Consider the following 11,783-nt stretch of genomic DNA (forward strand, 5'->3'; position numbering starts at 1 on the left):
TCACCGAGCCCGCGGAATATCCCGCACCCCAACCAGTTCGGGCGCAACACGTCGCCGTCGCCACCGACCGCAGCAGACCTCAGTCGAGCCTCGCAGTGGCCACCGTCGGCAGCGCGGAGGCCGCACCGTGGCTCATCTGCACGTCCACACCGCCCATGACCGCACCCCGGACCTTCACCGAAACCCCCACCGGCGCATAGCCGCTGGCGACCACGGTGTATTCGCCGTCGTCCAGATTCCCGAAGAGGTACGTGCCGTCCGGGCCGGTCGTCACGGTGTCCACGACCTGCCCGGCCGGATCCATCAGCGTCACCTGGGCGTCGTGCAGCGGACGGTCGTCGCGTCCCCGGATCACCCCGCCCAGACGGGTACCCGGCCGCAGCGACACCTCGATCTCGGTCACGCCGGACCCGCTCACCCGCACAGGCATCGCGGTGGGATGAAAACCCATGGCACTCACCGCGATAATGAAATCTCCCTCGGGCAGCTCGGTGAGGCCGAACCGGCCCAGGATGTCGGTCTCGGCCGAGGCCAGCACCTCCCCGCGCGGATCCAGCGCCGCCACGCGCGCGGCGGGCACTGGGTCGTGATCGGTTGTGCGGGTGACGGTTCCGGTGAGCTCGCCCATGCCGGTCAGGAGCACATCGCAGGCGACCGGCCGCGAGCCGAGGGTGACGGTGGTGGCGTCCGGGCGCCGCCCTGGGCCCGAGGCGATCAGTACATAGGATCCCACGGACGAGGCAGTCAGCTCGTAGTATCCGTCGACCCCTGTCGCGGCCCGGCCCAGCTGCCGGCCCGACATCGAGATCAGTGTCAGGGTCGCGCCCGGCACAACGCCACTCGCATCCCGCACGCGGCCGAAAACCACTGGGCCGTCGGCGGGTAGAGCCCGGCTCGACGAAGCGACGGGCCGCGCTACACCGCTGGCCGCACGCCCGGGAGAGGCTGCCTCAACAGCGCCCGCGGCATGCCGCGCCGTGACCGCCCGGCGGACCGGAATGGCCATCGCGACAACCGCGGCGACCAACGCAACACCACACCCGATCAGCAGACCGGTCCGGAATCCGTTCTTGGTCGGAATGCTGTGCCCGGCAAGGGTGATACTCATCTGCGCGAGCACGACACCGATGACGGCCGACGCCGTCGAGGTGCCGATCGAGCGCATCAGGGTGTTGAAGCTGTTGGCGGCGGCCGTCTCCGACTGCGGCACGCCGCTCATGATCAGCGCGGGCATTGCCCCGTAGGCGAATCCGGTGCCGGAGCTGACGATGATGGTCACGAGCATCAGTGACCAGGCGTGCCCCATCAGCACCATCGACAGGCCGTACCCGGCGGCCATGATCAGGGCGCCGACGGCCAGGGTCACCTTCGGCCCGCGCAGCGCCGACAGCTTGGCGCTGACCGGCGAGACCAGCATCATCATCAGGCCGCCGGGGGCCATGTACAGACCCATCGCCATCATCGACTGTCCCAGACCGTATCCGGTGATCGTGGGCAGCTGCATGAGCTGCGGAAGGATCAGCGACGAGGAGTACATCGCGACGCCCACCATGATGGACGCGACGTTGGTCATCAGCACCTGCGGGCGAGCGGTGGTGCGCAGATCGACCAGCGGTGCGGCGATGCGCAGCTCCCACCAGCCCCAGAGCAGCAGCACCACGACCGCGCCGACGAACAGCCCGATGATCCCGCCACTGCCCCAGCCCCAGTCGCCCCCCTTGGACACCCCGAGCAGCAGGCAGACCAGTCCGGCGCCCAGCCCCACCGCGCCCACGACGTCGAACCGGCCGTGCCCGCCGACCGGCGGCGTCTTGGGCAGCACGAAGTAGATCAGCCCGGCCACCACGACGCTGGCCACCGCGACGCCCCAGAACAGCACCCGCCAGTTGCTGTACTGCACCACCGCCGCGGACAGCGGAAGCCCCAGTGCGCCACCGATTCCCAGCGACGAGCTGATCAGCGCAATGCCCGAGCCCAGCCGCGCGGGCGGCAGCAGATCGCGCAGTGCGGCGATGCCGACCGGGATGATGCCCACGCCCATGCCCTGCAGGCCGCGCCCGATGACCATCGGCCACAGTGAAGAGGACAGCGCGCACACGACGGACCCGACGATCAGCGGCACCGTCGAGCCGATCAGCACGGTCCGCTTGCCGTACAGGTCGCCCAGCCGCCCGGCCACCGGCGTCACCACCGCGCCGACGAGCAGGCTCGCGGTCACCACCCAGGTCGCGTTCGCGGTGGAGGTGTGCAGCAGCTGCGGCAGCTGCCCCAGCAGCGGGATGACCAGTGTCTGCGTCAGCGACGCGACGATGCCGGCAATCGCCAGCACCGCCAGGATGCCGCCGGACCTGGCGGCGGGTTCTTCTTCGGCCACGTCGTTCTCCCTCGAGAGTTATGCCTCTGTGTGTGTATTATGCATATTGAGTGCTAGATGCACAACAATTGCCGAATGCACAAAAGTGCGATGCGCGGCGATGTGCACCCGCGGCGAACGAAAGGGGTTCCGCGTATGGATGGACCCATGGACCTGGTCGAATTCGAGACCATGCTGCTCAGCAGGTACACCCTCAATCCGCACTTCCGGAGCGCGAACGGCCTGCTCGAGCGCAGCGCCTACCTACTGCTCAGCCGGCTGGCGGCCGCCGGGCCGCTGTCGATCCGTCAGCTCAGCGATGCGCTGCGACTGGATGCATCGACCCTCAACCGCCAGACCGGGGTGCTACTGCGCGCCCGGCTCGTGGAGCGCATCGCCGATCCGGACGGCGGTATCGCCCGCAAGTTCCGGCTCACCGAGGCCGGGCGGGCCCGCCTCGAGGCCGCGCGCACGGCCAGCGTCGAGGGCATGGCCCGGGTGCTGGGCGACTGGCCGGCGCAGGACGTCGCCACCTTCGCCGCCTACCTGCGCCGATTCAACAACGGCATCGAGGCCCTGGCCGGAAGCCCCTGGCCGCGTACGGAATCCGCAGCGCATCCAGCCGGGTAGCCGTACGATCGCCGCAGGTCAGGGTAATCGCCGGGCAACATATACAATTCATGCAACAATCAGGCAACACCGGCTGGGTACCGTCGCGCGAGTCAGACCCGCTCGCGCGGGGCCGTTCGATCGGAAGCGTGCCGCGTCGCCATGAAAATCCGCGTGATCAACCCGAACACCACCGCCACGATGACCGCGGTCATCGACGAGTGCGCACGCGCGGTCGCGGGTGCGGGCACCGTCGTGGAGTCGGTCACCTCGAGCACGGGACCCGCCTCGATCGAGAGCCACTACGACGAGGCGCTGGCGGCGCCCGGCCTGCTCACCGAGATCGCCCGGGGCGAGCGCGAGGGTGTGGACGGGTACGTCATCGCCTGCTTCGGCGATCCGGGCCTGTACGCCGCGCGGGAGCTCGCGCGGGGGCCGGTGATCGGCATCGCCGAGGCCGCGATGCACGCCGCGAGCCATCTCGGCCGGGGGTTCAGCGTCGTCACCACCCTGGCCCGCACCGCCGGGCAGGCAGTGGATCTGGCGGAACGCTATGGGCTGCAACGGTTCTGCCTCGGTGTGCACGGCACCGACATTCCGGTGCTCGAGCTCGAGAATCCGAAGGTGCGCGGCGTGATCGCGGAAGCCTGCCGGGAGGCCATCGCCGCGGACGGCTCCGAGGCGATCGTGTTGGGCTGCGCCGGCATGGCCGATCTGTGCGCGTACCTGACGCAGGAGACGGGCGTGCCGGTCATCGACGGGGTCGCGGCGGCCACGCTGACGGTGCAGTCGCTGGTCACCCTCGGGCTGCGCAAGTCGGGGCGCGGCGAGTTCGCCGCGCCCCTGCCCAAGCACTACACCGGACTGCTGTCCGGCTTCGGCATCGAGGAAGATAATCGATGACGCTGCCCGCGGAATTCCCGAGCCGCGCCGGCGACCGACCACCGGCCGTCGACGACGCATCGGGCCGATTCCGCGCTGGATACATCGATCTGCGCGGCCGAGGTCGCCGGCGAAGGAGACGATAGATGACAGTGCCCGCCGAATTCCTGGGTAGCGTCGGCGAACGCCTGCGGGCCGTCGATGCCGAGCTGAACCGTCGGTATCCCGGCGACCGGCCCGGTCAGCCGATTCACACCGCGTATGTGTGTGCGGCCGACGCCACCAAGGATCTCCCCCACGAATGGGGTACGGCCGCACTGGAACTGGCCGACCGGCACGCCGATCTGCTGACCGAGCTGACCGGGGCCGACTCGGTGAGCCGGGTGCGGAACACGCTGGCACAGCGCCCGATTCAGGATCTTCGGCTGGATTTCGAGGACGGCTACGGCACCCGCGGCGACGAGGTCGAGGACGGCGACGCCACCCGCGCCGGTGAGGTGCTCGCCGCGCTGCCCGCGACCGTCATCTCCCGCGGCATCCGGACCAAGGGCCTGACCGCCGCCGAATACGACCGCGCGATCCGCACGTTGGAGCGGGTGCTCGACGGCGCCGGGGGCGTGCCCGACGGATTCGTCTTCACCGTGCCCAAGCTGCGCGCGGTCGAACAGGTCGACATCGCGGTGCAGGTGTGTGAGGCGCTGGAACAGGCCCACGGATTGGCCTCGGGCGCATTGCGTTTCGAGCTGCAGATCGAGAGCCCGCAGGCGGTGGTCGCCGCCGACGGCACCGCCACCGTGGCGCGGGCGATCGCGCACTCGGCCGGGCGCTGCACCGGATTGCATTACGGCACCTACGATTACAGCGCGGCCTGCGGCATCTCCCCTCAGTTCCAGTCGCTCGAGCATCCGGTCGCCGACCACGCCAAGGCCGTCATGCAGGCCGCGGCCGCGCAGACCGGAGTGTGGGTGTGCGACGGCTCGACACAGGTGCTGCCCGTGGGCGCGGAGGCGCCCGCGGCGCTGAGCCGGCACTTCCGGCTGGTCACCCGCTCCCTCGAGCGCGGCTACTACCAGGGCTGGGACATGCATCCCGGTCACCTGGTGACGCGCTGGCTGGCGACCTTCACCTTCTTCCGGGGAGCGCTGACCACGGCCGCTCCCCGCATCGAACGCTACCTGCAGCGGCAGGGCGGTGCCGTCGTCGACGAGCCGGCGACCGCGCAGGCGCTGGCCACGGTGGTGCTGCGCGGGCTGGACTGCGGAGCCTTCGGACCCGAGGACGTGACGGCGCTGGTCCCCACGGCGACCGTCGAGGTGCTGCACCAGCTGCGGGACCGGAAGCTGCCCATATCGTGAGCGACGCAGCCGGTTTCACCGCGCCCTTAGCTTCGACGGCTCTGATCGACATCGAACTACGCGGTAGCACAAGGTTCGCGTGTTGGCGGCGGCACCCGGACCACGGCACAGTAACGAGGAGCAGTGATGAGTGAATACCCCCGCGACATGGTCGGTTACGGGCCGAATCCACCGCATCCGCAGTGGCCCGGCGAGGCGAACATCGCCGTGCAGTTCGTGCTCAACTACGAGGAGGGCTCGGAGAACTGCGTCCTGGACGGCGACGAGGCGTCGGAGACATTCCTCTCGGAAATGGTTCCGGCCCAGCCATTCCCGAATCGCCACCTGAGCATGGAGTCGCTCTACGAGTACGGTTCGCGCGCGGGGCTGTGGCGGGTGCTGCGCACCTTCGAGAGCCGCGACATTCCGCTGACCATCTTCGGGGTGGCGCGGGCGCTGGAGCGAAATCCCGAGGCAGTGGCCGCATTCAAGCGCCTGGGTCACGAGATCGCCTGCCACGGCCTGCGCTGGGTGTCGTACCAGCTGACCGATCCCGAGACCGAGCGCAAGCACATGGCCGAGGCGGTGCGCATCATCACCGAGCTGTTCGGCGAGCCGCCGCGCGGCTGGTACACGGGCCGGGACTCGCCGCAGACCCGCGCATTGGTGGTCGAGCACGGCGGATTCACCTACGACTCGGACTCCTACGCCGACGACCTGCCGTACTGGACCCGCGTGCACGACACCGACCACCTGGTGGTGCCGTACACGCTGGAGACCAACGATATGAAGTTCTCCTCCCCCGCCGGATTCGCCAATGGCGACGAGTTCTTCACCTACCTGCGCGACGCCTTCGACGTCCTGTACGCCGAGGGCGCGGCCGGAGCACCCAAGATGCTGTCGGTCGGCCTGCACTGCCGGCTGGTCGGCCGCCCCGGCCGCACCCGCGCCCTGGAACGCTTCCTCGACCACGTCCAGTCCCACGACAAGGTCTGGCTGGCTCGCCGGATCGACATCGCCGAGCACTGGGCGAAGGTGCACCCGCCGCGGGGCTGAGACTCGACTTGCCCTCGCCGAGCCGGCATCGTCAGCCTTACCGTTGCCGACCGGCTCGGCTTCGCGGCCGAGCGACAGCAGGGCCGCCCGGCCAGCGGGGCCCTCGATGTCCCATGATTCTCGTTGCCAGAGCAGATGATTCGGCCGACACCGAGCGAAGTACGGTGAAGCGGTTCAGTTCAGTTCAGTTCCGCGCGCTCGGCACGCTCCAGCGCGACGGCCCGCCGCATGGTTTCGCGGGCGCGGGTCCGGTCGCCCGCGTAGTCGTAGGCGCGGGCGGCGCGATAGTTGGTGCGCCAATCGTCCGGGGCGGCTTCCCATTCCCGTTTGACCTGTTCGAAAAGGGCGTCGGCGGCATCTTTTTCGATGCGGCCCGAGGGACGACGGGGCAGCTCGGACACGTCCAGCTCGCCGCCCTCGGCGTGGATCCGGCGGGCCAGGTGCTGATGAGCCAGGGCCGCACGGATACTCGTCGCGACCACCCAGACGCCGATGATCGGCAGGATCAGCACGCCGACGCCCATCGCGACGGCGGCGGCCTTCCCGGTTCCGATGAGCGCCACCGCGATCCGGCCCAGCAGCAGGAAGTAGAACGCCAGCGCGATCACCAGGAACGCGATGAACCCGATGACCTTCAGCAGCTGGCGGTTGTTATCGGTAGCAGCGGTCATCGCCACACCTCCTCATCGGCTCCGACCGGGGATACGCGAACGGCACTCATCGAACGCCCGCACGAGTCAGCACCGCACCGGCATTGGGCTGTGTGCTCAACGAGCCGATGTCGTTGCGCCTGTGTCACATTCACGTTCACAGGTCCAGCAGCGGGTCGAGCCCGACTGTCAGGCCCGGCCGCGCTCCGATCTGCCGCACACCAAGCAGCACGCCGGGCGTGAACGAGGTGCGGTCGAGGGAATCGTGACGGATGGTGAGCGTCTCGCCCTGGGTGCCGAACAGCACCTCCTGGTGGGCGACGAGCCCGGCCAGGCGCACCGAATGCACCCGCACGCCGTCGACGCTCGCGCCGCGAGCGCCGTCGAGTTCGGTGCTGGTGGCGTCCGGGCTCGGCCCGACGCCCGCGTTCTTGCGGGCCTCGGCGATGATTCCGGCGGTGCGATAGGCGGTGCCCGAGGGCGCGTCGGCCTTGTTCGGGTGATGCAGCTCGATGACCTCGACCGAATCGAACCAGCGGGCGGCCTGCTCGGCGAACCGCATCGACAGCACCGCGCCGATTGCGAAGTTCGGCGCAATCAGCACCCCGACCTCGGGCCGGTCGGCGAGCCAGCCGCGCACCTGCGCCAGCCGGGCCTCGTCGAATCCGGTGGTCCCGACGACCGCGTGGATACCGTGCTCGACCAGCCACCGCAGGTTCGGCATCACGACATCCGGATGGGTGAAATCGACGACCACTTGCGCGCCCACCTCGGTGAAGCCCTCGAGCCGGTCCCCCTTGTCCAGGCCCGCGACCAGCTCCAGATCCGGCGCCGCCTCGACCGCCGCGCACACCGCCTGCCCCACCTTGCCCAGCGCGCCGAGCACACCCACCCGGATCCGGTCCGCACTCACCTTGATCTCCTCACATGCCCGGCCGACAGTCTCCGCAGAGCCTACTGCCCGCGAAAATATGGTCCGGACACCCCGTCCGCCGGAAGTGCCCGAGGTCTCACCCCGAGGGACCGTCCGCCAAGGAGCCCATCACGCTCGCGGAGGCCGAAGTCGGTGTCGCCGTGGCCGCGACGCACCCGCCGACCCTCAGTCGAACACGATGACCTGCCGCAGCCCGTGCCCGGCGGCCAGCTCGTCCATTGCGTGGTTGATGTCCTCGAGCCGCAGCCGCGAGGAGACGAGGCGCTCGACCGGCAGCCGGCCCTCGCGCCACATCCGCACGTATTCGGGGATGTCGCGGGCAGGGACGGCCGAGCCGAGGTAGCTGCCGACGATCGAGCGACCCTGAGCGACCAGGCCGAGCGGCGAAATGCTCGCGCGTGCTTCGGGATTGGGCAGCCCGACGGTGACCGTGGTGCCGCCCGTGGCCGTCGCCGCGACTGCGGTCTCGAAGGCGCGCACGTTGCCCGCCGCCTCGACCACGACCTCCGCCACGATGCCCCGCTCGGCCAGCTCCGCCGGGGTGTACACCTGCGTCGCGCCGAGTTCGGTTGCCAGCGAGAGCTTTTCGGGCAGGGTGTCGACGGCGATCACCTCGCTGCCCAGGTCCTTGCGGAGCGAGGCGGCGACCAGCACCGCGGCCATTCCGACCCCACCGAGCCCGACCACCATGATCCGGTCCCCCGGCCCCGGCTTCGCCGAATTCAGCAGCGCCCCACCGCCGGTCAGCACCGCACAGCCCAGCACCGCGGCCACCTCGGGCGGCACGTCGTCGTCGACGGGCACTACCGAGCGCCGGTCGACCACCGCATGCGTGGCGAACCCGGACACCCCGAGATGATGCTGAATCGTCTCCTCACCCCGCAACAGCCGCCGCCCACCACCCAGCAGCTCCCCAGCATTGTTCGCGACGCTGCCCGGCACACACGGTGTGCGACCGTTGGTCGCACACCCCTCACACTCTCCGCACCGCGGCAGAAAGGTCATCACCACACGCTGCCCGACCCGCAGATCACTCTCGCCGGGCCCGATCCGCTCCACCCGCCCGGCCGCCTCGTGCCCGAGCAGCATCGGCACGGGCCGCACCCGATTCCCGTCCACCACCGACAGATCCGAGTGGCACAGCCCCGCCGCCTCGATCCGCACCAAAATCTCGCCGGGACCGGGCTCCCCCAACTCCAGCTCCCCGACGACCAGCGGGGTCGACTCGGCGTACGGCGCGGGCGCACCGATGCGTTCCAGAACAGCACCACGGATCTTCATGAACGAAACGCTACCCCGCACCAACCCCCTGCTGCATGACCACTGCACAATCCCCGCACCCAACTCCCCGCCGTTCGCGCCGCCCGCACCCGACCCACCCCGCTCGCCCGAAGGACCGGGTTCGCCAAAAGTCCGCTTCCATCGATCCGTCAGCGGCAGAGTCTGTCTTGACCGATCCGGCTGTCGTACCAGCGATGTCGCCTCTGAGCACAGCTGGCGTGACGATGCGGGCACGGTTGTGGATCGATTGCCGGACAGACCGCAACAGCCCCCTCCGAATACCGCGCGCCGCTAGCCGACCACCGCCGGCCGCACCCGCCCGTACCCCGTGGCCTGCTCGAACGCGTAACCTGCCTGCAGCACGGCCAGGTCCGCCCGGTGCGGCCCGACGATCTGCACCCCGACGGGCAGCCCGCCCGGGGTGAATCCGGCGGGCACCGACAGGGCCGGGCAGCCGGTGGCGCTGATCAGATACGCCGAGCGCATCCAGTCCAGGTACGTCTGCATCGGTTCGCCGTCGATCTCGCCGGGATATTCCAGGTCGATGTCGAACGGCACGACCTGGCTGACCGGTGCGAGCAGCACGTCGTAGCGGTCGAAGAATTCCCGCACCCGATGGAACAGCGCGGTGTGCAGCTGCTTGGCGCGGGTGATCTCCTGCCCGGTCAGCGACCGTCCGGCCTCGATATTCCAGATCAGTGACGGCTTGAGCAATTCGCGATGCGCGTCCAGCAGCGACCCGAGCCCGAGCGCGAAGTTGGCCGCGCGCAGGGTGCGGAAGACCTCGTCGGCGCCGGTCAGGTCCGGGCAGCCGGGTTCGACGATCGCGCCCAGCCCCTCGAACACACGCGCGGCGGATTCGACGACCTCGCGGACCTCCCGCTGCACCGGCACCGCCCCGCCCAGGTCCGGCGTCCACGCCACCCGCAGCCCGCGGGGCTCCCGGAGGGCCAGAGACGCGAAATCCGTGCCGGGCTCGCCGAGGGCGATCGGGCTGCGCGAATCGGGCCCGGCCAGCACCGACAGCAGCAGCGCCACGTCGCCGACGGTGCGCGCCATCGGCCCCTGGACGGCGAGGGTGGACCAGCCGTCCGCGACGGGCCAGCTCGGCACCCGTCCCGGCGAGGGCCGCAGCCCGACCACGTTGCAGAACGAGGCCGGATTGCGCAGCGACCCGCCCATATCGCTGCCGTCGGCGAGCGGATGCATGCCGCAGGCCAGCGCCGCCGCAGCCCCGCCGCTGCTGCCGCCGGCCGATCGACCCGGATCGTACGGGTTGCGGGTGGCACCGAAGACGGGGTTCACGGTGTGCGAGCCCGCGGCGAACTCGGGCACGTTCGTCTTGCCCAGCGCGATGGCCCCGGCCGCGCGCAGCCGCTCGATCACCAGTTCGTCGCGCGCGGGCACGTTCGCCGCGAACACCGGCGACCCGTAGGTGGTCAGGATTCCGGCGGTATCGTGAGTATCCTTGTGTGCCATCGGAATTCCGTGCAGCGGCCCGACGGGCAGCCCCGCGGCCAGCCGCTCGTCGGCCGCGTGCGCCTGCTCGAGGGCCTGCTCGGCAACCAGCGTGACAACCGCATTGACCGACGGGTTGACCCGCTCGATCTGCGCCAGATGCGCCCGGACCACCTCTGTCGCTGACACCTGCCGCACGCGCAGCGCCCGGGCCAGCTCTCGCGCGGAGCTGAAACACAACTCCGAATCCCCTGCCGCGGAACCATTTCCGGTGCCGTCAACGGACGACGTGTCATCGATGTCCACAGCGGTACCTCTCCTTGCGCCCGGCCACCCGGACCGTACCCGGTCCAGCCTGAACGCCTTTCCCGATCCCGGCAAGACCGGGTCCCGCTCAGCGCGTGAGTCCGTACCGCGACAACCGATTCGGCGGATCGCCTAATAGATCCAGTAGTCGTAGGCCTTGGCGGCCAAACGGATCGGCTCGTCGTACAGCAGCGCGCGCAGCGCGAGCGGAAGTTCGCTCCACTCGCGCAGGTCGCGGTGCCCCTCGGCGCCGAGGTTGTGGACCTTGCGGTCGAAGACCGACAGATCGAAGCCCGCCGGATCCAGACCGGCGAACGCGCCCACCCGCCGCGCCGTGCCCGCCGGATCGGCGGTGTAATCCTCGTAGCGCAGGGTCAGCACCGGAAGCGCGGTCTCCTGTTGGAACGAGGAGGCGATCCGCTGCCAATTGTTGATCGTGGCCTGGGTTTTCGCGCGCGTCCACCAATCGGTCTGCTCCCATTCGTCCAGACTGCACAGCACGCTGCGCGGATCCCGGACGACGAAGATCACCCGGGTGCCCGGGAGATAACGCCGCAACGCCTCGGCGAATCGCAGGTCGTACCGCACCTCTTTGAAGCCCCAGACACGCGCGCCCTCCGCAGCGAACAGGCGGGTGCAGAACGCCTCGAACGCCTCGTCCACCACGGCTTGCTCCGGCATCAGGTTGGCCATGAAGCCCTGATAGCCCTGCGTGGCGAATTCGTCCCGCCCGCCCCAGCCGCGTTGTTCGTTGTGGCCGCGCAGGCCCTCCACCGCCTCGAGAATATTCGCCAGATGCCCGCGCTGCTCCCCCCAGATGAACGCGTCGGGATGGGAGGAGATCAAGCGCTGCAGCAGCGTGCTTCCGCAGCGCTGACCAGCGCCGAGAACAAGGAGCGGGGACGACATTTCGTCAGATT

The 11,783-nt window shown here is 69.8% G+C and carries 10 protein-coding genes and 1 pseudogene; 4 read left to right on the forward strand and 7 right to left on the reverse strand.

Going from position 1 to position 11,783, the window contains the following annotated elements:
* Positions 1 to 79 precede the first annotated feature (79 nt).
* Positions 80 to 868 carry an MSCRAMM family protein gene (locus tag ABH933_RS29760; protein WP_429455175.1) on the reverse strand — a complete coding sequence of 263 codons (789 nt, stop codon included), beginning with the start codon at positions 866 to 868 and terminating at the stop codon, positions 80 to 82.
* A 78-nt stretch (positions 869 to 946) separates the two neighbouring features.
* Positions 947 to 2,374: pseudogene (locus ABH933_RS29765) on the reverse strand (MFS transporter); the annotation flags it as partial.
* Positions 2,375 to 2,521: 147 nt separating this feature from the next.
* On the opposite strand from ABH933_RS29765, the gene ABH933_RS29770 reads away from it, so the two are divergent.
* The 4 genes from ABH933_RS29770 (at position 2,522) to puuE (ending at position 6,234) form a co-directional block, all read left to right on the forward strand.
* Entirely contained in the window at positions 2,522 to 2,983 is a 462-nt protein-coding gene (locus ABH933_RS29770; protein ID WP_429422380.1) for a MarR family winged helix-turn-helix transcriptional regulator, read from the forward strand.
* A 141-nt stretch (positions 2,984 to 3,124) separates the two neighbouring features.
* Positions 3,125 to 3,865 (forward strand): aspartate/glutamate racemase family protein, encoded by a 741-nt coding sequence (locus ABH933_RS29775; protein ID WP_429422378.1) that lies wholly within the window; start codon positions 3,125 to 3,127, stop codon positions 3,863 to 3,865.
* Positions 3,866 to 3,990: 125 nt separating this feature from the next.
* Positions 3,991 to 5,199, forward strand: coding sequence for a DUF6986 family protein (locus ABH933_RS29780; protein WP_429422376.1), 1,209 nt, complete (start codon positions 3,991 to 3,993; stop codon positions 5,197 to 5,199).
* A 126-nt stretch (positions 5,200 to 5,325) separates the two neighbouring features.
* A complete protein-coding gene (gene puuE, locus ABH933_RS29785; RefSeq protein ID WP_429422374.1) occupies positions 5,326 to 6,234 on the forward strand; it encodes an allantoinase PuuE in 909 nt (302 codons plus the stop codon).
* A gap of 179 nt (positions 6,235 to 6,413) precedes the next feature.
* Here puuE and ABH933_RS29790 read toward each other — a convergent pair whose 3' ends face one another.
* The 5 genes from ABH933_RS29790 to ABH933_RS29810 all read right to left on the reverse strand — a co-directional run bounded on the left by ABH933_RS29790 (position 6,414) and on the right by ABH933_RS29810 (position 11,772).
* A complete protein-coding gene (locus ABH933_RS29790; RefSeq protein ID WP_429422372.1) occupies positions 6,414 to 6,905 on the reverse strand; it encodes a hypothetical protein in 492 nt (163 codons plus the stop codon).
* A 136-nt stretch (positions 6,906 to 7,041) separates the two neighbouring features.
* Complete coding sequence (gene dapB, locus ABH933_RS29795; protein WP_215923214.1) at positions 7,042 to 7,797, reverse strand: 4-hydroxy-tetrahydrodipicolinate reductase; 756 nt, start codon at positions 7,795 to 7,797, stop codon at positions 7,042 to 7,044.
* Positions 7,798 to 7,983: 186 nt separating this feature from the next.
* Positions 7,984 to 9,099 carry an alcohol dehydrogenase catalytic domain-containing protein gene (locus ABH933_RS29800; protein WP_429422370.1) on the reverse strand — a complete coding sequence of 372 codons (1,116 nt, stop codon included), beginning with the start codon at positions 9,097 to 9,099 and terminating at the stop codon, positions 7,984 to 7,986.
* 291 nt (positions 9,100 to 9,390) lie between these two features.
* The gene (locus tag ABH933_RS29805; RefSeq protein WP_429422368.1) at positions 9,391 to 10,863 is read right to left on the reverse strand and encodes an amidase; all 1,473 of its coding nucleotides are present in this window, start codon (positions 10,861 to 10,863) and stop codon (positions 9,391 to 9,393) included.
* A gap of 132 nt (positions 10,864 to 10,995) precedes the next feature.
* The gene (locus ABH933_RS29810) at positions 10,996 to 11,772 is read right to left on the reverse strand and encodes a sulfotransferase family protein (protein WP_429422366.1); all 777 of its coding nucleotides are present in this window, start codon (positions 11,770 to 11,772) and stop codon (positions 10,996 to 10,998) included.
* Positions 11,773 to 11,783: the final 11 nt, after the last annotated feature.

Source organism: Nocardia sp. GP40 (genome assembly GCF_050434125.1).
Taxonomy (GTDB): domain Bacteria; phylum Actinomycetota; class Actinomycetes; order Mycobacteriales; family Mycobacteriaceae; genus Nocardia; species Nocardia albiluteola.